Source organism: Conexibacter sp. S30A1 (genome assembly GCF_023330665.1).
GTDB lineage: Bacteria > Actinomycetota > Thermoleophilia > Solirubrobacterales > Solirubrobacteraceae > Palsa-465.
The window spans coordinates 1,373,459-1,399,122 of the sequence record NZ_CP097127.1; the positions used below are offsets into that span (position 1 = coordinate 1,373,459).

Sequence of the window (25,664 nt, forward strand, 5' to 3'; positions counted from 1 at the left end):
TCAGAAGCCGGGGATCCCCAGGCCGCCGAGCCCGCCAGGCCCGGCCAGACCGCCGGTCGCGGCGCCGAGCTTGCGAGCCGCAAGCTCCTGCGCGGCCTCTATGCCCTGGTTGACAGCGGCCAGCACGAGGTCTGAGAGCATCTCCGGGTCGTCGGGGTCGATCGCCTCCGGCGCGATCGTGATCGAGCGAAATACGAGCTCGCCGCTCACCTCGACCTTCACCGCACCACCGCCCGCGGCCGCCTCGACGACCTCCGACTTCAGCTCCTCCTGAGCTTTGGCCATGTCGGCCTGCATCTTCTGCACCTGCTTCATCATCTGCTGCATGTTGGGCATTCCCGGCTGGGGCATCAGTGCTCCCCCTCTTGGTCGTGGTCAACGATCTCCTCGGCGTCGAAGTCAGCGACCAGGCGCGCCACAAGCTCGTCGCCGCTCAGCGTTTCAGCTGGTGCGGGCAGGTCGGTGGGCTCCGCCGGAAGCGAGCCCTCAGCAAGCTCGAAGCTCAGGCTGAGGGTTCGGCCGGTGACGTTGCGTACCGCCTCCGCGGTGCTCCGCCGGTAGTCGTCCTGTTCCGCCTTGCGCTTGTAGAAGGCCGCCTCGGCAGGGAAGCTCAGGACCAGCTCCCGGTCGCTGAGCGAAGCCGGGCTGGCGGAATCGAGCAGCACGCCCAACATCGCGTTCGCACCCTTGACCAGGTCCACCACCGCCGGCCATAGGCGCTGCATGTCGGCGAGCGTCATCTCGTCACGGCCGGGCGCTGGGCGCTCCGGCTCCGTGACCGGACTGGCGCCGCGCAGCGCCGTCACCGGCGTGGGGCTCGGGTCAGGCAGCGCCGTCACCGGCGTGGCCGGGGGCGGGACGTCCTGTCGTATGGGCTGCGGGCGACCACGTTCCAGGTCCTCGATGCGCGCCAGCAGAGCACGCATCGAGGGGTCCATCTCAGGCGCCGCTGCGCGCACGAGCGCCAGCTCCAGCTGCACACGCGGCTGGGCACCACCCGCGCTCGCCTGCAACGCATCCGCAAGCAGATCGAGCAGCCGCACGGCATCCGAGGGCGCGAGCGCGCCCGCCTGCTCAAGCAGCCGTTGGTCGTGTTCAGGGGTGAGCCGCAGCTCGGGCGCGACCTCACCGAGCACCTGCGCTGTCAAGAGCTCGCGCGCGTGCGCCTCCAGGTCGCGCAGCATCTGCCCAGGATCGCGACCCGTGGCGGCAAGCGCAGCCGCCGCGCGCAGCGCCCCAGCCGGATCGCGGGCGGCCACCGCGTCGACGGCCGCGAACAGCTGCTCGCCGTCGGCGACACCGAGCACGGCGAGCACGTCCTCGGTGGCGATCTCCGCGTCGCCCGCATAGGTCACGAGCTGCTCGAGCGTGCCGAGCGCGTCGCGGAAGGATCCGGTCGCATGGCGCGCGATCAGCCCAACGGCGCCATCGTCGATTTTGATCGCCTCAGCCGCGGCGACCCGCCGCACGACGGTCGCCACCTGCGCCGCGGTTGGCCGACCGAAGTCGAAGCGGTGGCAGCGGTCGACTACGGTCGGCAGCACCTTCTGAGCCTCGGTCGTCGCCAGGACGAAGACGGTACGCGGCGGCGGCTCCTCGAGCGTCTTCAGGAACGCGTTCCAGGCCTGCGTGGAAAGCATGTGCGCCTCGTCCAGGATGTAGACCTTGTGGCGGCCGGAGACCGGCGCATAGGCGACGGTCTCACGCAGCTCGCGGATGTCGTCAACCGAGTTGTTGGACGCCGCGTCCATCTCGATCACGTCCAGCGAGGTGGCGGAGGCGATCGCGACGCACGCTTCACAGCGCCCACACGGGCTCACCGTGGGGCCCTCAACACAGTTCAGGCAGGCCGCGAGAATCTTGGCCATGCTGGTCTTGCCGGTGCCGCGCGAGCCCACGAACAGGTAGGCGTGGTGCACCTGGTCGCGCGCCACCGCGTGCGACAGTGTGCGCACCACATGCTCCTGGCCGACCACGTCGGCGAAGGTACGTGGCCGGTGGCGGCGGTAGAGCGAAGGACCTGCTGACACAGAGCTATTCAGTCTAGGTGGTCGCGCACCTGCGAACATCGCTGCAACCGATGCGCACACAGCTCGTCAACCTCGGCTTTCACGGGATCGGCCACCCGATCGGGCGTGACTTCGGCGTGGGCGAGCGCGACTACTGGGTCAGCCCCAAACTCTTCCAGGCCACGCTCGAGGCATGCGTGCGCCGCAGCGACGTGAGCCTCAGCTTCGACGACGGGAACTGGTCGGACATCGCCGTGGTCCTGCCGGCCCTGCGCGAGCACGGACTGAGCGCAACCTTCTTCATCAACGCCGGCCGCCTGGGGCAGCCGGGCTTCATCGACCGCCACGACCTGCGTGAGCTGGTCAGCGCCGGTATGCGGATCGGCAACCACGGACTGGCCCATCTTGATCTGACCAAGCTCGACCCCGCTAGGCTCGAGCACGAGATCACCCAGGGCCGCAGACTGCTCGAGGAGCTCACCGGGACCACGGTCGACACGCTGGCGATCGCCTACGGCACCTACAACGACGCCGTGCTCGAACAGCTGCGCCGCCTGGCCTACCGGCACGTCTACACCAGCGATGGCGGCGCCGCAGACCCCGAGGCCTGGCTGCAGCCGCGCGAGCACGTGAAGGCCCAGCACACGGCGCTTGACGTCGCGCGTCTGCTGACGCAGGACTGAGCAGCGCACCGAGCGGCCGGAGCCTCAGCCGGTGGCGAGAGCTGCCGGCGCAGGCGCGGCGGCGGCTCCCACCGGCCCGTTCAGCCGCTCACCGGTCTGGGGGTGGAAGACATGCAGCCGATCCGGTCTGGCCGCGAGCGTGACGCTCTCCCCCGGCCGTGGGTACTCGCCGCCAGCCACACGGGTGACGAGGTCCAGGCGGCGGCCGTCGGCCTCAGTGTGCGCGTAAAGGTAGCCGTCGGCTCCCAGCTCCTCCACGAGGTCGACCGTAACGGTCACCCCCTCGACGCTGAGCACGAGGTCCTCGGGCCGCACCCCAACCGTCACCTCGCCTCCGGCCTGAGCCAGCGCGGCGCGCTCCACCGCCACCACCGTCGCACCGATCTGCACGCCGCCCTCCACCGCCCTGGCGGGGAACAGATTCATCGCCGGACTGCCGATGAAACCGGCCACGAAGACGTTCCGCGGGGCGCTGTAGAGCTCGCGCGGGGGGCCGATCTGCTGCAGCACGCCGCCGCGCATGACGGCGATGCGGTCGCCCATGGTCAGCGCCTCCACCTGGTCGTGGGTGACGTAGACGGTCGTCACGCCCAGTCGCCGCGTCAGCGAGCTGATCTGCGAGCGGGTCTGCACCCGTAGCTTGGCGTCGAGGTTGGAGAGCGGCTCGTCCATCAGGAACACCTGCGGGTCGCGCACGATCGCGCGTCCCATCGCCACACGCTGGCGCTGCCCGCCCGACAGCGCCTTGGGCTTGCGATCCAGCAGCGGCTCGAGGTCGAGCAGCTTCGCCGCCTCCAGCACGCGGGCGGCCCGCTCCTGTTTGCCGACACCCGCGATCTTGAGCGCGAAGCCCATGTTCTCGGCGACCGACATGTGCGGGTAGAGCGCGTAGTTCTGAAACACCATGGCGATATCACGGTCCTTGGGCGCCATGTAGGTCACGTCGCGCTCGCCGATCAGGATGCGACCTGAGCTCACGTCCTCGAGCCCGGCGAGCATTCTCAGCGAGGTCGATTTGCCGCACCCCGACGGCCCCACGAGCACCAGAAACTCGCCGTCGGCGATCCGCAGGTCAAGCTCGTTGACGGCGGGCTCCGCCGCCCCCGGGTAGACCCGCGTCGCGTGGTCGAAAACTACGGTCGCCATACCATCCTCTCCTCCTGTACATCGCAGTGCAGCCTGCGCGTGTGGTCCACGAATCTACGCTGCCCGGTCAGCTGCACCACCGCCGCCAGACGGATGTCGGCACTCGAGGCTCCGAGCCGCAGTTCGAGCACGCCGGGCTCCACCACCTTGCGCCCATCCACACCGGTGAAGGCGGCCACGTCGGCCGGCACGTCGAAGCGCACGCGCACACTCTCGCCCGCGTCCAGCGGGACGCGGGCGTAGCCGATCAGCCTGTTCACCGGCCGCACCACCGAGGCGACCGGGTCATGCAGGTAGAGCTGGATCACCTCAACACCGGCCCGCTGGCCGGTGTTTCGGACCGTCAGCGACACCGCCAGCGTGCCTTCTGTCGAGGCGCTCTGAACCGGCACCGTCAGCTCGCCCCACTCGTACTCGCTGTAGGAGAGCCCGTGGCCGAACGGGTAGCAGGGGGTCGGGTCCAGACTCGATGTGTCGCTGCGCTGGGCCAGCGCTGCACCGAGGTAGGTGTAGGGCTGCCCATCAGGGGTCACCGGCACGCTGACCGGCAGGCGCCCGGAGGGCTCGACGCGGCCGCTAAGCACCCCCGCGATGGCGCTCGCCCCCTCCTCGCCGGGGAAGAACGCGGCGAGGATCGCGGCGGCGCGGCGCGGGGCACTGCCGAGCGCGTAGGGCCGTCCTTCGACGAGCACCGCGACGACCGGCGTGCCGCTGTCAAGCAGCGCCTCGAGCAACTCCTGCTGGCGTCCCGGCAGGCGCATGGCCCCCACATCGCAGCCCTCGCCCGATGTCCCGCGCCCGAACAGCCCGGCGCGATCTCCGAGCACCGCGATCACGAGGTCGGCCTGGCGGGCGGCGTCTGCTGCCGGCGGGATGCCGGCACTGTCATCGCCGTCGACGCTGACCGCGCGCATGTGCGTGACCGCGGCCGCCGGGAACTCGGTCCGGATCGCATCGAGCACGGTCGGGATCGCGATCCCGAGCGGCACATCGGGGTGCAGCGAGCCGACGTGCCCGGGGAACGAGTAGCAGCCGAGCATCGTGACCGGGTCGTTGGCGGTCGGACCAACGACCAGAATCCGACGTCGCTCAGCGCGCTCGAGCGGCAGCGTGCCGTTGTTGCGCAGCAGCACCACCGACTGCTCGGCCACGCGGCGGGCCAGCGCACGGTCCTCGTCGCTGTCGAGCGTGATGCGCCCGCGCGCGGACTCCACGTCGGTGAGGTCGGCCTCCGTGAAGCCCTCTGGCAGCGGATCCCAGTCGGGGTCAAGCAGACCGAGTTCGAGCTTCTGTGCCAGCACCCGCCGCAGTGCCGTGTCGATCACGCACATCTCGACGCGACCGGCCTCGAGCTCCTCGAGCAGCGCCTCACCGTAGGCGTTGACGGTCGGCAGCTCCACATCCAGGCCAGCGCTCAGCGCCTGCACGGCCGCGTCCCCGTCGCTTGCCGCCAGCGCGTGCAGCGTGCGCAGGAACGTGACGCCAAAGTAGTCCGCCACGACCGTGCCGGTGAACCCCCAGGTGTCGCGCAGCAGGCCCGTCAAAAGCGCGTGATTGGCGGCTGCCGGCACGCCGTCCACGTCGGTGTAGGCGCTCATCACACTGCGCACGCCGGACTCACGAACGGCCATCTCAAACGGGAGCGCCATCACGTCCGCGAACTCCCGTGGCCCCATCGACACCGGCGCCAGGTTGCGGGCCGCGCGCGAGGCCGAGTAGCCGATGAAGTGCTTGAGCGTGGCGATCACACCGGCACCCTCGAGTCCGCGCACGTAGGCGGTGGCGATCGTTCCCACCAGGTAGGGGTCCTCGCCGATCGTCTCCTCGGTCCTTCCCCAGCGCGGGTCGCGGGTGACGTCGAGGACCGGCGCGAGTCCCTGGTGGACGCCGACCGCGCGCATGCTCTCACCGATCCGCCCGGCCATCTCCTCGATCAGCGCGGGGTTGAAGCTGGCACCCCACGCCAGCGGTACCGGGTAGGCGGTCGCGCCCCAGGCGGTGAAGCCGGCCAGACACTCTTCGTGAGCGAGCGCCGGGATGCCGTGCCGGCCCGACTCGACGATCCGACGCTGGGTGCGGGCCAGTGACAGGGCGCCGACCGCCGGGTCCACCGGCGCCGAGCCGAATGGACGGGTCAGCTGGCCGAGGCCGTGGGTAATGGCCGCGTCAAAGTCGACGCCGTCGGTGAGCTCGTGCTGAAAGGGGGCCACGTCGCCACCGACCGGCGAGGCGCCGACCCAGATCCCATAGAGCTGGGCGAGCTTCTCACGCGGGCTCATCGCGTCGATCAGTGCCTGCACTCGGTCGGCCGCCGGGAGCGTCGCGTCGTGCCAGAGCGCCGGCGCCTCGCGTGGCGTCGAATCGGTTGCCATCACTTGCCTCCGACGCCCATGAGGCCGCGGATCAGGGCGCGGCGCGCGAGCAGATAGACGACCAGGATCGGTACGACCGAAAGCACCACCGCCGCGCACACCGCCGGTGCGTCCACGGCGTTTGCAGTCGTGAAGTCGTAGAGCCCCAGCGTGAAGACGCGAACGCTCGCCGACTGCGTCAGGATCAGCGGGAAGAGAAACCCGTTCCAGGCGTTCAGCGCCGAGAAGATGATCACGGTTGCCAGGCCGCCACGCGAGAGCGGCAGCACGAGGCTGCGGAAGATGCGCCAGCTGGAGGCGCCGTCAATCGCCATCGCCTCGTACATGTCGGTCGTGATATCGCGCATGCTGCCGGTCATCACGACCGTTGAGAGCGGGATGCTGAAGGCGGCGGTCGGCAGGATCACCGCCGGCAGCGTGTCGTAGAAGCCGGCCTTGGAGATCAGGTAGAAGATCGGGACGATCACCGCGACGATGGGCACCGCCAGACCGAGCAGGATCACCCTGAAGACGACGGTCACGACGGCGCTGCGGTTGCGGACGATCGCAAAGGCGAGCGGCGGCACCAGCACCACGACGATCGCCACCACGGCGACCGTGATGATCGCCGTGTTCAGGAAGAAGTGCAGGAAGCCCTGCTGGAAGACGAGCGCAAAGTTGGCCGTGGTCAACTGACCCGGCACCGACAGCGGACCGGAGGCCGTGTACTGCGCCTGGTTCTGCAGCGAGCCCTTGACGAGCACGTACACCGGCGCGAGCACGATCACCAGCCAGACGAGCGCGAACACGCCGGCGATGTAGTTGGGACGCGCAACGGTGTGCGAGCGACGCCAGTGCGCACGCGGCTGCTCCGGGGTCATGAGCGCGCCCGCGAGCTCCTCCGGACCGCCGGCGCTGGCCACAGCCGCCACCTAGACCCCCTCCTGCGTGCTGCGCATCTTGTCCCAGCCGGAGACGCGTACAACAACCAGCGAGACCAGTGTCGTGAACACCGCCAAAACGACGGCGATCACGCTGGCGTTGCCGAACTGAAAGCTCTGAAACGCCTTGGTGTACATGTAGTAGGCGGCCGACGTGGTCGAGGTTCCCGGCTGACCCTGGGTTAGCACGAGGATCGTGTCGAACGTGGTCAGCCCTCCGACGAGCATCAGCACGATCGAGGTCATCATCGTGTTGCGCAGCTGCGGCAGCGTGATGTAGAAGAACTGACGCACGCGCCCGGCCCCGTCGATGGCCGCTGCCTGGTAGAGCACGTCGGGGATCGCACGGGCGCCGCCCTGATAGATCAGCGTGTGGAACGGCGTCCATTGCCACATGCCGACGAAGGTGAGCACGCCGATCGCCGTCGTCGGGCTGGAGAACAGAAAGCCGTCGTTGAACAGGCCCCCACCGAACACGGCGTGCAGCTCGTGTGGCAGCCCGAAGTACGGGTTCAGCAGTGAAACCCAGACCACGGAGATGGCCAGTGATGACATCAGCAGCGGGATGAAGTAGAGCGCCGAGAGGATCCCGCGGTTGCGCTGCGGGCCCGCTGCCCAGACGCCAATCAGCAGGCTCACGGGCGTCTGGGTGACGATCCCCAGCGCCGTCAGCAGCGCGGTGATGCGAAAGCTCTTCAGGAAGATTGGGTCGGAGAACATCGCCGACCAGTTCGCCGTGCCAACCCAGTGCGGCGAGCCGATCGCGTCCCAGGAGGTGAAGGACAGCCAGGCGACCACGCCGAGCGGCACGATCGCGAACAGCGCGAAGAAGGTGATCGCGGGCATCGACCAGAGGAAGCTCGGGCGGCCGATGCGCGCGCCGCCCGAGTTCCTTCCGGTTCGCCCACTTGGCGTGAGCGTGGTCATGCTCGTGGCTTTCCAGCCCTGCCGTGAGGTTCCTGCGGATCCGCTAGGCGGCTGGCCGCAGGCTCTCCATCGCCTTGATGAACTGGTTTGCGTTCAGGTCGTCGAAGTAGTTGGCGACGGCCGTGTGGATCGTGTTGGTGTCGGTCTGCGGGTAGGCCTGATCCCAGGAGAGCTGGAAGTGCGGCGCGTGGTTGACGAGCTCGTACTGCCACCTCAGCCAGCCGGCGGACGGGCCGCTGATCAGCTTCGGGGTGTTCTTGGTGGTGGTCAGGTTGCCGAGCGCAAGCTCGTTCTTGACGAACGCCGGCGTGTACATGATCTTCAGGAAGTCGGCAACCGCCTGCGGGTAACGCGTCTTGGCCAGCACCGAGTAGTAGTTCTCGGTGTTGCCGGCCAGGTCCGCGCTGTTGCCCTTGCCGCCGGGGATCGACGGGAACGCCGTCCAGCCCAGCTTGCCGTCCTTCACGAACGCCGCGCCAGGACCGTTGGGCGGGTTGGTGCCCGTCGCCGTCGAACCCTGGCTCTGGATCGTCGAGTAATCCCACGAGCCCATGAGCTCGAAGGCGGAGATGCCGTTGACCATCATCTGGGCGGTCTGGCCGGAGGTGAACTTGACCGAATCCCAGCTCTTGGCAGGCCCAAAGGCGCCTGACTGCACGAGCTGCTTGATGTAGGCGAGCGCTTTCCTGCTGGCGGCCGAGGCCCAGACCTTGCGGTTGCCGGCCAGGCCATCGGTGACCAGGCTCGGACCGGCGATGCGGTCGTACACGTACTCAAACCACATCTGCGTCGGCCATTGGTCGCCACCACCGTCGGCGATCGGCACCGAGACGCCCTTGCGCTTGAGGGTCTTGGCGTCTGAGAGCAGCTGCGCCCAGGTCTTTGGCACCGGCACGCCGTCCTTGCGGAGCAGCGCCTTGTCGTAGAAGAGGACGACCGGCTGGGTTCCGCGCATCGGGATGCCGTAGTAGTTCTTGCCGATCTTCGCCGCGTTGAGGATCGACGGCAGGAAGCTCGTCTTGAGCTTCGGGTTGGCCTTCATCATGCCGTTCAGTGGCATCAACAGGCCCGCCTTCTGGAACTGTTCGATCGAGCCGCCACCCCAGTTGAAGAAGATGTCGGGAGCGCTGCTCGTGCTCATGATCGTCTGCAGCTTGGTCTGGTAGTCAGCCCCGGGGATCGACTCGAAGACCGCCTTGACCTTGTGGCCCTCGGGGGTCTTGTTGTACTGCGCGACCTCCCACTTCTCGACCGAGTTCTGGGCGTCACCGTAGACCAGCACGGTGATCTTGCCAGCGGGGCGTGCCGAGGCAGCCTTGGCCTTGATCGTCGTTTTGGCGCTGGCGCTCGCGCCGCAGGCGGACACGGCCACGCCAGCCAGCAGCGCCGCACCACTCACTGCGGCGCCGTGCCACAGCCGTTGACGGGAAATTACCATTTGAGATGCATCTCCTCTCCGAAAGTTTCGACGTATTTAACGAAACTACGTCGCCGTGGCGAGGCTAGCGATCGACGGTGCGGTCTGTCAAGCTGAGAACTGCAAAGATCTGGTTGAGGAGAGGTTGAGGAGAGCTAGAAGACGTGTCCAGCACCACCGACAGAGCCGATCAGACGGATCCAATCGCCGCCGTTCAGCGGCGCGTGACACTGGCAGACATCGCCACGGAGGCGGGTCTGTCTCTCGCAACCGTTTCGAAAGTCCTAAACGGCCGCTCCGACGTCTCAGAGCTGACCCGCGCGCGGGTCGAGAAGCTGCTGCACAGCCACGGCTACCTGAGGCGCGCCACCGCTGTCGCCAGCGGCAGCGCAAGGATGGTCGAGCTGCTCTTCCACGAGCTCGAGAGCGAGTGGGCGATCGAGATCATCCGCGGTGTCGAGCGGGTCGCCAGGCAGGCCGGCATCAGCCTGATCGTGACCGAGAGCGGCGACCGTCACAGCCCCGGCCACGCCTGGATCGACGGCGTTCTGAGCCGGCGGCCGATCGGCGTCATCCTGGTCTTCTCGGACCTCGACCCGCAGACCAAGCACAAGCTGCGCAGCCGCGGCGTGAACTTTGTGGTGGTCGATCCGGCCGACGAGCCGGAGCCAGACGTCGCCTCGATCGGCTCAGCCAACTGGGCCGGCGGCTTCGCGGCCGCCCAGCACCTGCTCTCGCTCGGCCACCGGCGCATTGGCATGATCAGCGGCCCCGACGACATGCTCTGCTCGGTGGCGCGCGTCGATGGCTACCGCTCGGCGCTCGAACGCGCCGGTGTCAGCTTTGACGCGGAGCTCGTCCGCGTCGGCGACTTCCACGTCGACGGTGGCCGCCGCGGCGCGTCAGAGCTGCTCGATCTTCCGGACCCACCGACCGCGATCTTCGCCGGCAGCGACCTGCAGGCGCTGGGTGTGTATGAGGCGGCACGGCCGCGCGGCGTGCGAGTGCCCGAGGATCTCTCGGTCGTGGGCTACGACGACCTGCGCTTCGCCCGCTGGGTCGGGCCGCCGCTGACCACGATCCGCCAGCCTCTGGGCGAGATGGCGGAGACCGCCGCACGCATGCTGATCCGCATGAGCGAGGACCCGGACGCCCCGCTCAACCAGCGCTTCGACCTGGCCACCAGCTTGGTTGTGCGCGCGTCCACGGCGCCGCCTGCGCGCCGAGCCGACGGCGCCGGCCTGTAGGATCAGCGCATGCCGCTTGAAGGACGTTTTGCACCGCCCGACCCCGCCGACTGGGTACGCGAGCAGATCGAGCGCTGGGAGCGCTCCGGGGGCACCGAGGGCACGACGCTGTCTGACAGTGGGCTGCCGGTGGTGATCGTTGTCAACCGCGGCGCGCGCAGTGGCGAGCTGCACCGCACACCGCTGATGCGGGTCGAGCACGACGGGACCTACCTGGCGGTCGGCTCCAAGGGCGGCGCTCCGAAGAACCCGGCCTGGGTCGCGAACCTGCGGGCCAACCCGCAGGTTGAGGTCTGGGACGGGCCCGAGCGCAGCGACCGCGTGGCGAGGGAGATCAGCGGCGAGGAGCGCTCACTGTGGTGGACGCGCGCGGTCGCGGCCTTTCCGCCGTACGCCGAGTATCAGGAGCGGACCGAGCGGCTGATCCCGGTGTTCGTGCTCGAGAGGCTTGACTGAAGCGGCTCGCCAGGGCCTTCGCGCGTCCTTGGCGTGAGCGCCCCGGAGTGGATCGTGCACCCCCCTCTGTGGTGTTGGCCCCCGGGGCGTTCCTGAGCGTGACTCCGGTCTGGCACCCCCTATGCGCCTGCGGGTGACCGCTTAAGGCTGCTTCCTTCCGGACCTGACCTGGTTCACGGGCCTGCATCGCTTTGGGACCGGACCATCACCGCCACGCGCGGGATGCTTTCCGTGGACGTCCACCCCTCGGGGGGGAATTCAGCCCCGCTTGAAGCGGCTTGCGGGTTACAGGGCACCGCTAGCGCCCCGCCTAGCACGATCCACCCACGATGCTAGAGCCTGAGCGGCGCGGCGTGCGGCGCGACCCACGAGTGGAGCTTTTATCTTGGGCGCCGATACTCTGACAGCCATGTCAATCGGAGTCGTGGGTCTCGGGTATGTCGGTCTGCCGCTGGTGGTCGCGTTCGCGCAGGCCGGCGAGGAAGTGATCGCGGTCGACACGGACAGCGCCAAGGTCGATGCGGTCGCCAGGGGCGAGTCCTACGTCGAGGACATCCCGTCGGAGCTTTTGGGCTCGGTGCTACCAAAACTGCGCCCGTCCACGGACTACGCTGCCCTCGCAGAGGCGGAGGCGATCGTCATCTGCGTGCCCACACCGCTGAACGCAAACCGCGAACCCGACCTCACACCGCTCGAGGCCTCCGCGGCAGGGCTCGCCGAGGTGGTGCGGGAGGGGCAGCTGGTGGTGCTCGAGTCGACCACCTATCCGGGCACCACCCGCGGGCTGCTCGTGCCGGCCCTTGAACGCGGCGGCAAGCTGCGCGTGGGCGAGAACCTGAACGTCGCCTTCTCGCCAGAGCGTGTCGATCCCGGCCGCACCGACTTCACGCTCGAGAACACGCCCAAGGTCGTGGGCGGGATCACGGCCGCCTGCACCGAGCGGGCCGCCGAGCTCTACGGTCGCGTCTGCAAACACATCCAGCGGGTGTCGACACCCGAGGCGGCGGAGCTGACCAAGCTGCTCGAGAACATCTTCCGCTCGGTCAACATCGCCCTGGTCAACGAGCTGGCGATGGTCGCCGAGCGGATGGGCATCGACATCTGGGAGGTGGTGGACGCAGCAGCCACCAAACCCTACGGTTTCATGCGCTTCGAGCCGGGACCCGGCATGGGCGGCCACTGCCTGCCCGTCGATCCCTTCTACCTGACGTGGCGGGCGCGCGAGTTCCAGATGTCGACCGAGTTCATCGAGCTCGCCGGCAAGATCAACCAGCAGATGCCGCATTACTGCGTCGAGCGCATCGAGCTGGCGCTCAACGACATGTCAAAGCCGATCAGGGGCTCGAAGATCGCGCTGCTCGGCGTCGCCTACAAGGGCGGGATCGGCGACATGCGCGAGTCGCCGGCACTGCGGATCATCGAGGTGCTGGAGCGGCGCGGAGCGGCGCTTGTCTATCACGACCCGTTCGTGCCGGCGCTTCAGGAGTGCGGGCTGCGCAGCCTGCCGCTGGCGGAGGCGACCGACGGCGCCGACGCGGTTGTGCTCGTGACCGCCCACCCGGGCATCGACCACGAGCGGATCGCGCGGGAGGCAGCGTTGTTCGTGGACCTGCGCGGCGTCACCCGCCACCTGGACGCGGCGTCGAACATCGTGCGGCTCTAGCAGCCGGGGGCGCTACAGCAGCGCCGCTGGCCAGCGGGCCAGCGGCGAGGAGATCTCGGTGCGGCGATATAACCCATCCATGGACCTGGTGGGCGCAGCAGCGAGGATCGTCGGCGGCGCGCACGTCGAGCAGGACGTGCCGATCACAGACATGAGCGGGCTGGTCGGGGTGGCGCCGGTGCTCGCCCGGCCCGCGGACGCCGAGCAGGTGCGCGCGCTGGTGGCCTGGGCTTACGCACATGACGTCGCGATCCTGCCGGTCGGTGGCTGCAGCGGCTACAGCGGTGGTGTCGTGCCAGTATTCCAAGGCCCGGGCTTGGCGATCTCGCTGGAGCGCGTGAACCGGGTGCGTTCGCTGGACCCACTGCTGTGGCGCATGGAGGTCGAGGCGGGCGTCAGAACCGCAACCGTGCAGCGACTCGCACGCGAGAACGGGCTCTACTTCCCACCCGACCCGGGCGCACCCGAGCAGTCACAGATCGGCGGCAACCTGGCGACCAACGCGGGCGGGCCGCACACCTTCAAGTACGGTGTGACCTCGCGCTGGGTTATGGGCGTCGAGGCGGTGATCGCGCCCGGCGAGCTCGTGCGCTTCGGCGGCCCGGTGCGCAAGGACGTGGCCGGGTACGACCTGCGCGGGCTGCTGATCGGCAGCGAGGGCACACTTGGCATCATCACCGCGGCGTGGCTGGCGCTGATGCCCGCACCGTCGCAGGCGACTGCGGTGCTGGCCGGCTTCGACTCGATCGCCGCTGGCGTCGACGCGGTCGCGACCGTGCTCGCCAGCGGGGTTGTCCCGGCGACGCTCGAGTACCTGGAGGGACGCTGCCTGCAGCTCGCGCCACCGCCGTTTCTGGACACGCCGCCGCGGTTTCTGGTGATCTGCGAAGCGGAGTCCGAAGCCGAGCGCAGCGCGCTGCTCGAGGCGCTCGGCGAAGGTGCCTTCAGCTGCGCGCCGGCCCAACTGTGGCGCTGGCGCGGCGGCGTGTCGCTGGCGGCGCGGGCCGCGCTCGGCGAGAAGCTCTCCGAGGACATCGTCGTGCCGCTCGACCGGCTGGGCGAGGCGATCGAACGGGTCCTTGAGATCGGCGCTCGCCACCGCCTGGATACGACATCCTGGGGCCACGCCGGTGACGGCAACCTGCACGCGACGTTCATGTACAACCCGGCTGACACGGCGACCGCCGAGCGCGTCCAGGCTGCGGCACTGGAACTCTTCGAGCTCGCGCGAGCGCTCGGTGGGAGCGTGAGCGGAGAGCATGGGCTGGGTCTGCTGAAGGCAGGCCAGCTGCTCGGCCAGTGGTCAGAGGCGGCCGTCCAGGCACACGAGCACGTCAAGCAGGCACTTGACCCCAAGGGCCTCTTCAACCCCGGCAAGAAGCTGCCGCGGCCCACGCGCTGACAGGCGATGAGTCTGGCTGGCGGCGCTCAGGCGGCGACGACGCGGTCGCGGCCGCCGTGCTTGGCCGCATACAGGCGAGCATCAGCCAGCCTGATGAGCTGGTCGAGGTCGTCGGCGCCTGCCGACGTGGCCACACCAACGCTCGCCGTCAGCGTGAGCCCGGCGGCGATCTGCGACCACGGCTCCCGCGCGATCGCGATGCGTATGCGCTCCGCGCACTGGACCGCAGCGTCCGGGTCGGTCAACGGCATCAACACCAGAAACTCCTCCCCACCGCTGCGCACAACCGTGTCGCTGGTGCGCAGCACGCCGCACATGAGGTCCGCGGCGCGAACCAGCACGCGGTCACCGACGCTGTGACCGTGACGGTCGTTGACCTCCTTGAAGTGGTCGAGGTCTACGACCGCGACGCTGAGCAGCGTCGCCGCATCGTCACCCGCGGGCCCGGCCAGCTTGCGGGCGAGAAAACGCCTGTTGTGAACCCCCGTCAGCCAATCGCGATCGGCCTGGTCCAGCAGCTGCTCCTGCAGCTGCTCGAGCTGGCCGGCGCGGCGCTCAAGCTCCGCGTGCGCCCTGGCCAGCTCACGATTCTTTTCGGCCAGGGCGCGGCTTTCGCAGCTGGCACGGCTGGCCTGGGCAACGGCACGCTCGAGACCGATCCGCAACTCGGTGATCTCCGTGAACGCCTCACGCTCAAGCTCCGCTGAGCGCAGCAGCATCTCATAGGCCTGCTCGGGCTGACCGGCCTCACGCAGCGCGGCGGCCACGGCGGCGAGGATCATGCTGCGGGTGTGGGGCATGCGCTCGCCAAGCAACGTGAGCGCGCCCTCACCGGCTTGGCGGGCGTGCTCGTACTGCCCGAGTTGCATGCGGGCGACCACTTCGGCACGGACGGTCGCGCCAAGCAGATATGGGTTTGGCCGCTCAACCGCGGCGATCAGCGCCAGCGAGCGGCTGGCCTCAGCGAGCGCCCGCGCCGGATCATCGGCGCGCAGCTCGATCTCGGCACGCGTGGCGTGGATGACCGCCAGCGCAAAGGCGTTGGGCTGCGACTGCTGGGCGAGCTCCAGGGCGAGTTCGATCGACCGGCGCGCCTGCTGCACACGACCGTTGCTCTCGTGATGCACGGCGATGTCGTTGTGGGTGAGCGCCTGCTCCCAGAGGTTCCCGGACGCACGCGCGAGCTCGAGCGTCTCGTCAAGGCGTCTATCGAATCCTTCCACCGCAACGTTGCCGAGCACAAGCGTGGCGCAGCGCCGGGCGAAGATGCGCAGATCCGGCTCACCGCAGGCGTCCGCCAGGCCGATCGCGCGCTCGGCGCCGGCGAGTGCCTGTGCGTAGGCCCCCGTGAAGAACGCCACCTGCGCCTGCAGAGCGGCGAGCTCACACCCAGCGACCGCGCTGTACTCGTCCACGTCGTCGAGCAACCGCTCAGCCTCGAGCGCACGGGCCATGGCCCTGCGGGTGTCGCCGCGGTGCAGATGTATGTGGCCTTCAATCGTGCGCCCGCGCGCGATCAGCGTCGCCGCCTGGTTGCCATCAGCCCACTCGCAAGCGGCGATCGTGATCGCGAGCGCCCCCTCTGGATCCTCAGGGAAGCTCCTGCGTGCCACATCGAGTCGAGCGGCCAGCTGATCCGCCGACCCCACCAGATCGAACTCGCCCGCCGTTCCGCCAGCGGCCAGATCCGTGAGCTCACGAGCCGCCCGCGGCGGGGCCGCGCGCGGCTTGCGACCACGGGAGCTAGCCCCCCAGCCCAGCGAGTCACGGCTTGCAGTTTGCCTGGCAGAAGACATGTATACGCCCTTTGGCACTTATCGGACCGGGAGGCCGCACACTGAAGATACCGGCTACCCCAGATCGCTTGGTCATCCGCGGACTGCGTCCAGAGTCGCGACTGGCGATCGGGGTCGCCCACGTCGAGCGGTCAGTCAACCAGCGGGCTCATCGGGCATGGTCACGTGAACTCGATGACCCGCAGACCAGCGATCTGATGGAATTGGCGAAGGTTGCCTGTCGCAACCGACCACCCGGAGCTCATCGCTGTCGCCGCGACAACACGAGCGTGCGCGCCGACATCGCTCCCGGCGGCCGCAAGCTCCGCCCACAGGCGTGCATGCACGCGCGCAGTGACAAGGTCGAACGGAAGCGCGGGGATGACCGACAGGATCGTCTCGACAAACGCCTGCCGGCGACCCCGGTGCTCAGCGGATGCGCGATGCACACCGTGCAGCAACTCGCTGGCGGTGATCGTCGCGATCGCGACCTCCTCATCCTCGCCGACCGCCTGTGCGAGACGCTCAGCCAGCAGCACACCGACGTCAGCGCGCAGCGTCGCGTGCGCCTGGCGCTCAAGATCCACGAACACCGTCGTGTCTAGGACTGTCCCCACGGATCCTCGGGCGCCTCACCAGCCAGCCCAAGCACTTCAGCCATGTCCGCAGCAAACTCCTCGTCCGCCACCGGCAACGACGCAAGCCTCAACCCAAGCTCACGCACGGGCACGCGACGCGGTGCCGGCAACCCCGGAGCATCGTCCAGATGAACGATCGCCAGCACCGGATGGTCGCGGCTCAGGACAAGCACCCGCTCGTGGCGAGACACCGCATCACGAACGGATTTCGGGATCCGGACCTCATCGGCCTTGACGGTGCCCATGGTCACAATGACACCGAAAGCGTACGGCACCGTACGGGAAAGATCGCAAGCGAGCGGCGCCCGTAACGCCGCGCGGCCCTCGGCCTACGGCGGAGCCAAGGGGAAGCAGCTGACCATTGGACACAGAGGCAATCCGATGCGCGCGGCTAGACAGGTGTCGACGAGGTTTCAGCACACAGGCAGCCACGCTAAAGTCATGCTCCTGACCCAGCTGCACCCCACGGGAAACGTCAACCGGTGACTACGTGGGGCGGTATCCAGGGATGCGCACAGAGCTCCTCCCGGGTGGCGAGCAGAGGGCCAAAACCGAGCATCTGCAGGACATAGGGCGCGTAGCTCAGCGGGAGAGCGCTCGCTTCACACGCGAGAGGTCGGTGGTTCGAAACCACCCGTGCCCATTTGCAGACCGCCCGGCTCGAGGCTGACGTAACTTTGCGCGGCGGCCTCTAGCAGCCGCTATTGACAGGCTCTTCGGGCGCATTTAGGCTCGCACGATCCTCACCGTGATACGCGAAATCCGGCCCGAAGACGCGGACACACAACCAAAGCGGTGCGCCAGATCTGCCGCCTGGCATCTGATGATCTGGGTCCGCACCGGATCGGGTTTGCAACGCAATGCCCGTCCCGCTGTTCGCGCCTTGCGGTTGGGCCGAAATTGAGGATTCAACCAGAGGAACTCATATGAGCAGGCCGCCGCTTCCACCATTCGACCACGACAGCGCCGTGCGCAAGGTGCGGGCCGCTGAAGATGCCTGGAACAGCCGCGATCCCGAGCGGGTGTCTTTGGCCTACACGTCCGACAGTCGCTGGCGCAACCGGTCAACCTTCATCAACGGGCGCGCAGAGATCGTCGCATTCCTGGCCGACAAGTGGGCGCGGGAGCACGACTATCGCCTGATCAAAGAGCTGTGGGCCCACACGGGCGATCGGCTGGCTGTGCGCTTCGCATACGAGTGGCACTCGGACAGCGGACAGTGGTGGCGCTCCTACGGCAATGAGAACTGGCTGTTCGATGCGGACGGCCTGATGGCCGTGCGGCACGCCAGCATCAACGACCTGGCGATCGACGAGGCGGAACGCCAATTCCATTGGCCGTCCGGCAGCCCCCGGCCGGCCGACCATCCGGGGCTCAGCGACCTGGGACTTTGAGGGCTCGCCGCCGCACACTTGATCCTCAGCCGAATGAGCCCGCACCCCGGCTCTGTCGACGGTGTCGAAAGCGGCCGCGCGAGATGACGCTGACGCCGCCGGGATGCGGAACACCGCTGCCGCTACCAACACGGTGAGAGCGGCGGCTTGCAGTGGCCCGGTGGTGATGATCAGCTCACAGATCTCGCCCCTGCGACCAGGCTGGCCTTGACCGCACTGCTGGGTGCAACGCGCAGCGTGGGGATTGCCCAACGATCCCTTCCGTCCGCCTCCCGATCGCGTTCGCCTTCGGAGGCTGCCGGGACAGCCGGGCTGCCATCTGCGCAGCAATCGGCTCGCTCTTGCCGACGCTTCGGCAGCAAGAGCGGTGCGGAGAAAAGCGGCCCAAGCGCGTCCGCGCAGCCGCCCGTGCCAAGGCCCCAGGCCAGCCCCGGGACCTGCGCCTCTCCCGCCAGACGGCTTGCGTGCAAGGATTTGAGGGCGTCACGTTAACTGTGTAAGCGTGGTTTCTTCAGGTTAACAGTTACTCTCGTCGTGTCAATGGGTGGTGGTCAGCTTGCGTCCGGGATCCGGTCACCGAAGTGGATCTTGAGCGCTAGCAGCGCGGCTGTCCAGTTCCGGCAGCGGGTCCATTGCGGGACGGCGTTCTGGAGGCAGAGGTAGACGAGCTTGCGGGCTGAGTCCTCGTTGGGGAAGCTGCCCTTGGTTTTGATGGCTTTGCGTAGCTGCCGGTTGAGCGCCTCGATCGCGTTGGTGGTGTAGATGATCCGGCGGACCTCGGCGGGGAAGGCGAGGAACGGTGTGATGTGCTCCCAGGCGGCGGTCCACTGCCGGGTGATGATCGGGAAGCGCGCTCCCCACTTCTCATCGAAGGCCTCCAGTGCGGCCCATGCCTGCTCGGCGTTGATCGCGGTGTAGATCGGTTTGAGGTCGCGGGCGACTTGCTCACGGTCGCGTCTGGGCACGTATTTGAGACTTGAGCGGATCATGTGCACGATGCATGTCTGGACCGTGGTCTTCGGGAAGATCGCCTCGATCGCCTCAGGGAACCCTGTGAGCCCGTCGACACAGCAGATCAGGATGTCGCGCACACCACGGGTCTTCAGGTCGTTGAGCGCCTGCATCCAGAACTTCGCGCCCTCCGTCTCCTGAAACCACATGCCGAGCACGTCCCGGTCGCCGTCCAGGGTGATCCCGAGCGCTATGTAGAGCGCTTTGTGCCCGACGCTGCCACCATCACGGATCTTGAGCACCATGCAGTCCAAAAACACGACGGGGTAGATCGTCTCAAGCGGCCGTTTGGCCCACTCACGCACGTCGTCTGCGACCTGGTCGGTCACGCGGCTTATCAGCTCACGGCTCACACCCGTGCCGTAGAGCTCTTGCATGTAGCCCTCGATGTCACGGGTCGACAGGCCACGGCTGTAGAGCGCGAGGATCTTCTGATCGATCCCGGCAAGGCGCCGCTGACGCTTCTTGACGATCTGCGGCTCAAACGTGCCTGCCCGGTCCCTGGGCGCGTCGATCACGATCTTGCCGTGATCGCTCACGAGCGTCTTTACGCTCGTCCCGTTGCGCTGGTTGGCCGCGCCGCCAGCGGGCTCCTGGTGGGGCTCATAGCCGACATGGCAGGTCAGCTCCGCGTTCATCGCACGCTCCACCAGCCGTTTAGTCAGCCGGCCAAGAACCCCGCCTGACCCAAGGATCTCCTCCTCGGTCCTGGCGCCAGCCAGCAGCTCGTCGATCACCTCGTCGGAGATCAAGGACTCCTCAACGCCCCCAACCGCGCAACGGACCCGCCGACGCGCGATCGCGCGCTCGACCGCCTCCTCGAGCCCCGGCACCGGCCGCGCCGCGCCTGGGTTGGGCGGCTCGTCGCTTCGCTCCTCCCCGCCCAACCCAGGCGCGGGAGACATCACCCCGAACGGGGGCTGGGCCAACAACACATCACTGCTCATGGTCTTCGTCGTGGTAGGCATGCGATCTCCTTCGCTGATGCCTACACAGTTCCTGTGACGATCCCAAGGATTTGCCGTATGGACGATGAGGAGCGTCTGCGGCGGGCCCGCCTTGCAGCACAGCGGCTGACACCGCAAGCGGCATGTAGCGGTGCCGAGGAGGCGGCACGCGCCGTGATCGGTGTCCAGGCCCAGGATCTACGTGCTGCGCAGCTTGCGTTGCGCTCGCGTGTGCCAGGCCTGACTCGCGGCGACGTGCGCGCCGCACCGCTGCTGCGCACCTGGACGGTCCGTGGCACGGTGCACCTGATCGCCGTCTCCGACCGTCCCTGGCTGCACGCGCTGCTGGCCGAGCGCAACGCGCGTGTGTTCGGCGCGCGCTTTGAGCGCTTCGGCCTCGTCGATGAGGTCAACGCCATGCGCCGCGACGCCGTTGAGCTCTGCGCGCAGCGGCCCCGTGACCGGGCGGCGCTGCTGCGTGCCCTGCTCGAGCGCGGCCACCCATCGCTCGAGCAGGGCCCCATCAACACCTTCGTTCCATGGCTCTCGGCCCAAGGTCTGATCGTCACCGACATTGACGGCCTGCTGCACGCGGCCGACCCTCCACCGCGCGTCGATCACGACGAGGCGCTCGCAATCCTCGCGGACCGCTACTGCCAAGGCTACGGCCCGTGCGACGCGGCCGACCTCGCGAAGTGGTCATCCCTGCCGATCACGCGGGCGCGGCGTGCGCTTGACGCCGCCGGACCGCAGCGCGACATTGACGCGTGGCCCACACATGACCCGCCGCCGTGCCTGCTGCTGGCCGCCTTTGACACCCTCATGCTCGGACACAAGACCCGCCAGCCGTTCGTTGCTGCCGCGCACGACCATCACATCCTCAAGGGTGGCGGGATGCTCAAACCCATCGCACTGCTCGACGGAGTCGTGACAGGCACCTGGTCGATCAAGAATGGCCGTCCACAGCCCGCATGGTTCGCACAACCCGCACCAACCGCCATGCTTGACCGTGAAGCATCTGACATCGAGCGCTTCCTTGCCTCGTGAGCCCCCGCTCACGCAACACCCTCAGGTTGCCTCGAGAAAAACAACGTCGATGCCGAGCGCAGCGTATATGTGCGCGGCACGACGGTCGGCGCTGAGGAGTTGTTGGCCGTGATAGGCCCCTGCGACCGTGCGGCATCCGGCTGAGTGCAGCCGTGGTCTCAAAAGCGACGCGTGCGATCAGCGACGACTCATTGGCAGCCATCGCCGAGAACGCGGACTCGTGGGCCACGTGCCACGGTACGGCCGCCCGAACGGTGACGCTCGTGTCCGGCGCTATCACCGCCGGACACGGTCGATCCCAGCTCGTCACGCAGTGCCTTCGGAGCCACGAGCCGACCGGCCGAGTCGATGGCGATCCGCATGCCTATAGATTGCCACTGGACCGCTCCATGAGCGCCCGCCGCGCATGTGCGGAAAGTCGACGTCGCACCTCAGCACGAGCGCCAGCCGCAGAGCTCCGTTCTCAAATGTGCTGCTCTTCCCCGGGCCGGCCGGCGCGGCTTGGAGCGGAACCGCGTGGGGCAACTGGAGCACGAGCCCGTGGGGGTGCTCTCTAGGGCCTACGGGCACGACATCGACGAGCTCGACGACGGGCCAAACAGCGACGCCGCGGCGGCGATCATGCAGGCCCGGGACAAGATCTCAGCTGCCCACCGGCTGCCCGGAGCTGATCTCGTCGGCGCTTGAGGCAGCTGGTGCGCTTCCCCTACAGCGCCCAAATGCGGGATTACCAGGGCTTTTGTAACGCCTCCGGCAGGATTCGAACCTGCGACCTACGAATTAGAAGTTGCCCATTTACAGGCTAATTGCACTAGTTACGGGCCGATTCGCGCAGCTCACTTGAGTTCCGCGAGGTCAGAACTGCACAGTTCGGGACATTTCCCGGGACACGTCGATGAGAGCGCGCGCCCGACCAGCCAGCCGACGAAAGCTCTCAAGCTGGTCTCAGTGACGAGATTGTGTTGACCACCACCAACCCCCCAAAACCTACCAACCGCGCCTCCGTCAAACCCGGTCCGCCCCAGGGCGCGGGCCGAGAGCAAAGCCGGTCAGGTGCTGGTCGTGATCGGCCTTGGTTTGGTGGGATCGAATTGCCGCCAGGTTGGCGAGCTGAGCTGGATGGTGACGGCGATTGCGAGGGTGGCAGCGTCGAGCGGGAAGTAGGCTCGCGGGCCGGTGAGGTGGATTACGACGCCGGCGACCAGGGTCGAGAGAGGCATCATTCCCACGCTGGCGAGCATCAGCACACCGGTGAGGCGGCCGAGGAGTTCGGGTGGTGCCCACCTTTGTAGGCCGGTGATCAGTTGCAGGTTCCCGATCGCAATGAGCACGAACGCGGCCATCAGGATGACGGCTGTTGGGAACAATCCGCCACCGTTCGGGAGCGCAGCGATCAGTGGCGCGGCTGGTAGGAGCACGAGACTTGCGAGCAGGAACGGTCTGCGGGCCGATGGGATGCTCGCGGCGATGAGCGTTCCGAGCAATAGGCCGGCTCCCATGGTGGCGCTGAGTGCTCCGTAGCCGGCGGCGTGCAGATGCATCGGCCCCGTTGCGAGCGCGGGTAGAGCGACCCTGCCCATGCCGGCTGACCCGAGGTTGATCAGCGCGTCTGTGGTGAGCATCAGTGCCACGATCGGCTGGCCCAGCATCTCACGCACGGTCACCGTCTCGCTCACCGGGCCTGTGGGGCTCGGGGTGGGTGTCGTGGGCGCGTCGCTACGAACGCCGATGAGCGTGAGCGCGGAGATCGCGAATGTGGCGGCGTCGATCGCGAAGCCCTCAGCCGGGCCGAGCAGCGCGACGAGCACACCGCCGATCGCCGGGCCGGCGAGCTGGCTGAGTTGTGTGGTGCCGGAGATCAGCGCGTTTGCGGCCTGCAGCTCAGCGCTTGCAACCAGCGCCGGAACGATCGCCTGCGATGCTGGGATGAACGTACCCTCGCCGGCTCCAAGCACGACCGCGATCACGATCAAAACCAGGCCGCTGGCCGTGCCGGTCGCGGCTGTTGCGGCGAAGGCGGCCACGGCAACACCACGTGCGCAGTTGGCGGCCAGCATCACTGTCCATGGCCGGTAGCGGTCGCTTGCGTGCCCGCCGAGGACCAAAAGCGCGGTACGCGGCACCCCGTAGGCGGCCAGCACCGTGCCGAGGCGTAGCGCTCCACCGTGGTGTGCGAGCACGAACAAGGGCAGAGCTACCAGGAAAATCCCGTCACCGAAGTTCGAGATCAGCTCACCGGCGAGCAGCAACCGGAAGCTCAGGTGACGAAGCGCCGCCATCAGCGCGTCGGAGCTGGCCTACTCGGCGGCCGGTGCTGTGGGGTATCCGATCGACCAGAGCTCGACCGGCAGCGCGCCCGGCGGACGGAGAGCACGGTCATCGCGCCGCTCGGCAAACACGCCGGCAAGCAGCTCGGATATCTGGTCGGCAACCGTGTGGAGCTCCTCGGGGGTCAGCCACGCGATGCTGTGGCTGTGATACGCGGCCTCGCGCCACTCGCGCGGGTAGCCCGAGCGACCCTCAAGCCACGCGCGGTAGCGATCGAGCTGGCGATCGTTCATGAGCCGCTCAAGGCCCGCCCAAGCGATCGCCGTCCTGGGATCGTCCTGCACGTTTGCGACCCGCATACCCCGTCGCGACAGCCGCCACGGCCGCGCCCGCCCACGCGCACCATCGACCTCCTGCACGAACCCGAACTTCGCCAACTGGCGCAGATGAAACGAACAGCTCGCCTGCGACTCGCAAAGCTCGGCGGCGGCCTGAGTCGCGTTGATCGTACCCTCGCGCCACAAAAGCTCGATCAACGCCAGACGCAGCGGATGCGTCAGCGCCCGCATCTGGCGCGGGTCGGTTAACTCCCGGGGATCGTTCCCAGGACTGCCAGCAGCATGCATATCCAAAGACATCTTTGGATACTACCGCGACCCACCGCTTCCACGCCAGTGCCCTGGCCCGCTGTCGCGTTTGCGGCGGATGGGAGCGGCACTGCTGCGGATGGGTCAGCCGGGCTATCGGCTGTTGCTGCTGATTGAGGCCGCGAGATCCTTGAGCAGGACCATCAGATGCAACGGGTCGGTGGGCGAGGGCTCAAGCCCGTGTTTTAGGTAGAACCGGCGGGCGTTCTCGTCTTGTGCGTGAACCAGCATCGCGCACACACCTATCGTTTCTGCCGCGGTCAGTGTCCTTAGCATCGCGTCGCGCAGCAACCATGCGCCGATACCGCGGCCGGTGACAGCCAGGTCGACCGCGAGCCGAGCCAGCAGCACGACAGCAATGGGGTAGCGCGGCATCCCCTTGATGACGCGGGTTATTGCCGCCTCGCGCTCAATGCCAGCGGCCGTCAACGCGTGGTAGCCGACGACACGGTGTTGTTCGCTGTCGAGGACGACGTAGGTCCGGGCCGATCCGGCAGCGCCCGCCTGGAGCGCGTGACGGGTCAACCACTGGTCAAGCGATGGGTGTCCGCACACGAAACCATCCAGAACGTGGTCTGAGGTGAGCGGCTCGGGGTCGCCGAAGCGGGGCACTACTCCGGACGCGGCAGCCGGAAGAGCTCGCCGAGCTCGGGAACCACACGAGCTGGACGGTCCAGCGCGTCTGTGAACGCCCGCCACTGCGCGGCCGGCAGCACAAACCGGGTGCGGTCAGCCAACACTCGCTGCGCTCGTTCGCGGCCGCTCTCAACAAGAAATTCCGAGAGCGACTCGTGCGCGGCAGCAGCGGCGCTGCGGAAAAGCTCATCGTCGCTGGCGGCGACCCGCAGATGCATCCGTTGACTCTTCGTTTCCGTCATCAACAGCAGTGTACGCCACATGTACGCACACACCAAGTCAAACCGATCGCGCGCGCCTACGAACCTCACCTTCTCGCCGGCCGAGGTATCTCCAACCCGTGCCCGAGACACCCACTGGGCGCGGAACGGAGGCACTCGATCACAATCGCTTTCAACGCTTGGGCCGCTGGCCGCTCGCGATCGGAATGGCGACGCAGCTGCATTCGCTGAGAACGCCAAGTCGCCACGATCTTGATGAGCCTTAAATGCCCATTTACCAGGGCTTTTATAGCGCCCCCGGCAGGATTCGAACCTGCGACCTACGGATTAGAAGTCCGCCGCTCTATCCAACTGAGCTACGGGGGCCAAGCGCGCGAACTGCAATTGTCGCCCAATGACTTGGGCGGCGCTCAGATCGTGCTGGTTCCCTCGCGACCGTAGTTGTCGCTGATGCGAACGACATCTTCGAGATGGGGCGTCGAGGCCTCAAGCACGTCGGAGTCCTCGAGCGCCTCGATGGTATGGATCGTCCCTGGCCGGTTGCGCCAGACGTCACCGACGCTGACGACATGCTCGCTGAGCGAGTCCGGAGAGTCGCCCTGAACCAGGATCAGCCTCCCCGAGAGGACATAGCTCGTTTCGTCCTTGAGCTCGTGGTACTGCAGCGACAGCCGGTGGCCCCTGTTGACGTGGAGGATCTTCCCCACATACTGATCGGTGACTGCCCACCAGATCTCGTATCCCCATGGCTTGTCGACGCGCCGCGGCATGGCCTGGACATCGGTGCTGCTTGTATGCGCCATCGGCAGCATCCTGACAGGTTGCTCGCTGAATTGCA

24 protein-coding genes, 2 tRNA genes and 1 other RNA gene are annotated in these 25,664 nt (G+C 67.8%); 9 read left to right on the forward strand and 18 right to left on the reverse strand.

From position 1 onward, the window contains the following. Together M3M54_RS06870 and dnaX are read right to left on the reverse strand one after the other, a co-directional pair. On the reverse strand, nt 1–351 hold the full coding sequence (locus M3M54_RS06870; RefSeq protein WP_249021439.1) for a YbaB/EbfC family nucleoid-associated protein: 351 nt from the start codon (nt 349–351) through the stop codon (nt 1–3). After that, a complete protein-coding gene (gene dnaX / locus M3M54_RS06875) occupies nt 351–2,030 on the reverse strand; it encodes a DNA polymerase III subunit gamma/tau (protein WP_249021440.1) in 1,680 nt (559 codons plus the stop codon). The genes M3M54_RS06870 and dnaX overlap by 1 nt, the downstream gene beginning before the upstream one ends. 50 nt (nt 2,031–2,080) lie before the next feature. Here dnaX and M3M54_RS06880 point away from each other — a divergent pair, with 50 nt between their 5' ends. Further along, on the forward strand, nt 2,081–2,692 hold the full coding sequence (locus tag M3M54_RS06880) for a polysaccharide deacetylase family protein (protein WP_249021441.1): 612 nt from the start codon (nt 2,081–2,083) through the stop codon (nt 2,690–2,692). A 24-nt stretch (nt 2,693–2,716) separates the two neighbouring features. On the opposite strand, the gene M3M54_RS06885 is transcribed toward M3M54_RS06880, so the two are convergent. Genes M3M54_RS06885 through M3M54_RS06905 form a run of 5 tightly spaced genes read right to left on the reverse strand, consistent with a single transcriptional unit; the run spans nt 2,717 to nt 9,495 of the window. After that, nucleotides 2,717–3,838, reverse strand: a complete 1,122-nt coding sequence (locus M3M54_RS06885; protein ID WP_249021442.1) for an ABC transporter ATP-binding protein — start codon at nt 3,836–3,838, stop codon at nt 2,717–2,719. Beyond that, nucleotides 3,826–6,210 carry a beta-glucosidase gene (locus M3M54_RS06890; RefSeq protein ID WP_249021443.1) on the reverse strand — a complete coding sequence of 795 codons (2,385 nt, stop codon included), beginning with the start codon at nt 6,208–6,210 and terminating at the stop codon, nt 3,826–3,828. Before M3M54_RS06890 ends, M3M54_RS06885 begins: the two co-directional genes overlap by 13 nt. Further along, a complete protein-coding gene (locus M3M54_RS06895; protein ID WP_371878652.1) occupies nt 6,210–7,070 on the reverse strand; it encodes a carbohydrate ABC transporter permease in 861 nt (286 codons plus the stop codon). Before M3M54_RS06895 ends, M3M54_RS06890 begins: the two co-directional genes overlap by 1 nt. Before the next feature lie 51 nt (nt 7,071–7,121). After that, nucleotides 7,122–8,057: a carbohydrate ABC transporter permease gene (locus M3M54_RS06900; protein ID WP_249021445.1), complete on the reverse strand. Its 936-nt coding sequence runs from the start codon at nt 8,055–8,057 to the stop codon at nt 7,122–7,124. 43 nt (nt 8,058–8,100) lie between these two features. Beyond that, nucleotides 8,101–9,495: an ABC transporter substrate-binding protein gene (locus M3M54_RS06905; protein ID WP_249021446.1), complete on the reverse strand. Its 1,395-nt coding sequence runs from the start codon at nt 9,493–9,495 to the stop codon at nt 8,101–8,103. 143 nt (nt 9,496–9,638) lie between these two features. Here M3M54_RS06905 and M3M54_RS06910 point away from each other — a divergent pair, with 143 nt between their 5' ends. Then, nucleotides 9,639–10,721 (forward strand): LacI family DNA-binding transcriptional regulator, encoded by a 1,083-nt coding sequence (locus M3M54_RS06910; RefSeq protein ID WP_249021447.1) that lies wholly within the window; start codon nt 9,639–9,641, stop codon nt 10,719–10,721. Between the two features lie 9 nt (nt 10,722–10,730). Next, entirely contained in the window at nt 10,731–11,177 is a 447-nt protein-coding gene (locus tag M3M54_RS06915; protein ID WP_249021448.1) for a nitroreductase family deazaflavin-dependent oxidoreductase, read from the forward strand. Between the two features lie 52 nt (nt 11,178–11,229). On the opposite strand, the gene ffs is transcribed toward M3M54_RS06915, so the two are convergent. Next, an RNA gene (gene ffs / locus M3M54_RS06920) (signal recognition particle sRNA large type) lies at nt 11,230–11,496 on the reverse strand. 90 nt (nt 11,497–11,586) lie between these two features. Between ffs and M3M54_RS06925 the strand changes: the two genes are divergently transcribed. Further along, complete coding sequence (locus M3M54_RS06925; protein ID WP_249021449.1) at nt 11,587–12,840, forward strand: nucleotide sugar dehydrogenase; 1,254 nt, start codon at nt 11,587–11,589, stop codon at nt 12,838–12,840. A gap of 79 nt (nt 12,841–12,919) precedes the next feature. Further along, nucleotides 12,920–14,242, forward strand: a complete 1,323-nt coding sequence (locus M3M54_RS06930) for an FAD-binding oxidoreductase (RefSeq protein ID WP_249021450.1) — start codon at nt 12,920–12,922, stop codon at nt 14,240–14,242. A 26-nt stretch (nt 14,243–14,268) separates the two neighbouring features. On the opposite strand, the gene M3M54_RS06935 is transcribed toward M3M54_RS06930, so the two are convergent. The 3 genes from M3M54_RS06935 to M3M54_RS06945 form a co-directional block, all read right to left on the reverse strand. Beyond that, the gene (locus tag M3M54_RS06935; RefSeq protein WP_249021451.1) at nt 14,269–16,038 is read right to left on the reverse strand and encodes a diguanylate cyclase; all 1,770 of its coding nucleotides are present in this window, start codon (nt 16,036–16,038) and stop codon (nt 14,269–14,271) included. Between the two features lie 161 nt (nt 16,039–16,199). Then, nucleotides 16,200–16,634, reverse strand: coding sequence for a PIN domain-containing protein (locus M3M54_RS06940; RefSeq protein WP_249021452.1), 435 nt, complete (start codon nt 16,632–16,634; stop codon nt 16,200–16,202). Continuing rightward, complete coding sequence (locus M3M54_RS06945) at nt 16,619–16,900, reverse strand: hypothetical protein (protein WP_249021453.1); 282 nt, start codon at nt 16,898–16,900, stop codon at nt 16,619–16,621. The genes M3M54_RS06940 and M3M54_RS06945 overlap by 16 nt, the downstream gene beginning before the upstream one ends. A gap of 326 nt (nt 16,901–17,226) precedes the next feature. On the opposite strand from M3M54_RS06945, the gene M3M54_RS06950 reads away from it, so the two are divergent. After that, nucleotides 17,227–17,298: transfer RNA gene (locus tag M3M54_RS06950), tRNA-Val, on the forward strand. Nucleotides 17,299–17,581: 283 nt separating this feature from the next. Next, nucleotides 17,582–18,049: a nuclear transport factor 2 family protein gene (locus M3M54_RS06955; RefSeq protein WP_249021454.1), complete on the forward strand. Its 468-nt coding sequence runs from the start codon at nt 17,582–17,584 to the stop codon at nt 18,047–18,049. A 551-nt stretch (nt 18,050–18,600) separates the two neighbouring features. Here M3M54_RS06955 and M3M54_RS06960 read toward each other — a convergent pair. Further along, on the reverse strand, nt 18,601–20,028 hold the full coding sequence (locus M3M54_RS06960) for an IS256 family transposase (protein WP_249019252.1): 1,428 nt from the start codon (nt 20,026–20,028) through the stop codon (nt 18,601–18,603). 57 nt (nt 20,029–20,085) lie between these two features. Here M3M54_RS06960 and M3M54_RS06965 point away from each other — a divergent pair, with 57 nt between their 5' ends. Beyond that, nucleotides 20,086–21,054: a DNA glycosylase AlkZ-like family protein gene (locus M3M54_RS06965; RefSeq protein ID WP_249021455.1), complete on the forward strand. Its 969-nt coding sequence runs from the start codon at nt 20,086–20,088 to the stop codon at nt 21,052–21,054. Nucleotides 21,055–21,570: 516 nt separating this feature from the next. Beyond that, nucleotides 21,571–21,741 (forward strand): hypothetical protein, encoded by a 171-nt coding sequence (locus M3M54_RS06970; RefSeq protein ID WP_249021456.1) that lies wholly within the window; start codon nt 21,571–21,573, stop codon nt 21,739–21,741. Between the two features lie 362 nt (nt 21,742–22,103). Here M3M54_RS06970 and M3M54_RS06975 read toward each other — a convergent pair whose 3' ends face one another. The 6 genes from M3M54_RS06975 to M3M54_RS07000 all read right to left on the reverse strand — a co-directional run bounded on the left by M3M54_RS06975 (nt 22,104) and on the right by M3M54_RS07000 (nt 25,629). Next, complete coding sequence (locus M3M54_RS06975) at nt 22,104–23,333, reverse strand: MFS transporter (RefSeq protein ID WP_249021457.1); 1,230 nt, start codon at nt 23,331–23,333, stop codon at nt 22,104–22,106. 18 nt (nt 23,334–23,351) lie between these two features. Beyond that, nucleotides 23,352–23,891 (reverse strand): helix-turn-helix transcriptional regulator, encoded by a 540-nt coding sequence (locus tag M3M54_RS06980; RefSeq protein WP_249021458.1) that lies wholly within the window; start codon nt 23,889–23,891, stop codon nt 23,352–23,354. Nucleotides 23,892–24,062: 171 nt separating this feature from the next. Continuing rightward, entirely contained in the window at nt 24,063–24,494 is a 432-nt protein-coding gene (locus M3M54_RS06985) for a GNAT family N-acetyltransferase (RefSeq protein ID WP_249021459.1), read from the reverse strand. Nucleotides 24,495–24,580: 86 nt separating this feature from the next. Then, nucleotides 24,581–24,847, reverse strand: coding sequence for a DUF1778 domain-containing protein (locus M3M54_RS06990; RefSeq protein ID WP_249021460.1), 267 nt, complete (start codon nt 24,845–24,847; stop codon nt 24,581–24,583). A 271-nt stretch (nt 24,848–25,118) separates the two neighbouring features. Then, nucleotides 25,119–25,192, reverse strand: a tRNA-Arg gene (locus M3M54_RS06995). 44 nt (nt 25,193–25,236) lie between these two features. Next, complete coding sequence (locus M3M54_RS07000; RefSeq protein WP_249021461.1) at nt 25,237–25,629, reverse strand: cupin domain-containing protein; 393 nt, start codon at nt 25,627–25,629, stop codon at nt 25,237–25,239. Nucleotides 25,630–25,664: the final 35 nt, after the last annotated feature.

What these genes read in the sequence shown, in the direction of transcription:
- M3M54_RS06890 (WP_249021443.1), bottom strand. Translation starts at nt 6,210, where the DNA reads ATGGCAACCGATTCGACGCCACGCGAGGCGCCGGCGCTCTGGCACGAC.
- M3M54_RS06925 (WP_249021449.1), top strand. Translation starts at nt 11,587, where the DNA reads ATGTCAATCGGAGTCGTGGGTCTCGGGTATGTCGGTCTGCCGCTGGTG.
- M3M54_RS06980 (WP_249021458.1), bottom strand. Translation starts at nt 23,891, where the DNA reads ATGCGGGCGCTGACGCATCCGCTGCGTCTGGCGTTGATCGAGCTTTTG.
- M3M54_RS06885 (WP_249021442.1), bottom strand. Translation starts at nt 3,838, where the DNA reads ATGGCGACCGTAGTTTTCGACCACGCGACGCGGGTCTACCCGGGGGCG.
- M3M54_RS06960 (WP_249019252.1), bottom strand. Translation starts at nt 20,028, where the DNA reads ATGCCTACCACGACGAAGACCATGAGCAGTGATGTGTTGTTGGCCCAG.
- M3M54_RS06945 (WP_249021453.1), bottom strand. Translation starts at nt 16,900, where the DNA reads ATGGGCACCGTCAAGGCCGATGAGGTCCGGATCCCGAAATCCGTTCGT.
- M3M54_RS06880 (WP_249021441.1), top strand. Translation starts at nt 2,081, where the DNA reads ATGCGCACACAGCTCGTCAACCTCGGCTTTCACGGGATCGGCCACCCG.
- M3M54_RS06915 (WP_249021448.1), top strand. Translation starts at nt 10,731, where the DNA reads ATGCCGCTTGAAGGACGTTTTGCACCGCCCGACCCCGCCGACTGGGTA.
- M3M54_RS06955 (WP_249021454.1), top strand. Translation starts at nt 17,582, where the DNA reads ATGAGCAGGCCGCCGCTTCCACCATTCGACCACGACAGCGCCGTGCGC.
- M3M54_RS06930 (WP_249021450.1), top strand. Translation starts at nt 12,920, where the DNA reads ATGGACCTGGTGGGCGCAGCAGCGAGGATCGTCGGCGGCGCGCACGTC.
- M3M54_RS06895 (WP_371878652.1), bottom strand. Translation starts at nt 7,070, where the DNA reads ATGACCCCGGAGCAGCCGCGTGCGCACTGGCGTCGCTCGCACACCGTT.
- M3M54_RS06935 (WP_249021451.1), bottom strand. Translation starts at nt 16,038, where the DNA reads ATGTCTTCTGCCAGGCAAACTGCAAGCCGTGACTCGCTGGGCTGGGGG.
- M3M54_RS07000 (WP_249021461.1), bottom strand. Translation starts at nt 25,629, where the DNA reads ATGGCGCATACAAGCAGCACCGATGTCCAGGCCATGCCGCGGCGCGTC.
- M3M54_RS06975 (WP_249021457.1), bottom strand. Translation starts at nt 23,333, where the DNA reads ATGGCGGCGCTTCGTCACCTGAGCTTCCGGTTGCTGCTCGCCGGTGAG.
- M3M54_RS06870 (WP_249021439.1), bottom strand. Translation starts at nt 351, where the DNA reads ATGCCCCAGCCGGGAATGCCCAACATGCAGCAGATGATGAAGCAGGTG.
- M3M54_RS06965 (WP_249021455.1), top strand. Translation starts at nt 20,086, where the DNA reads ATGGACGATGAGGAGCGTCTGCGGCGGGCCCGCCTTGCAGCACAGCGG.
- M3M54_RS06990 (WP_249021460.1), bottom strand. Translation starts at nt 24,847, where the DNA reads ATGACGGAAACGAAGAGTCAACGGATGCATCTGCGGGTCGCCGCCAGC.
- M3M54_RS06905 (WP_249021446.1), bottom strand. Translation starts at nt 9,495, where the DNA reads ATGGTAATTTCCCGTCAACGGCTGTGGCACGGCGCCGCAGTGAGTGGT.
- M3M54_RS06900 (WP_249021445.1), bottom strand. Translation starts at nt 8,057, where the DNA reads ATGACCACGCTCACGCCAAGTGGGCGAACCGGAAGGAACTCGGGCGGC.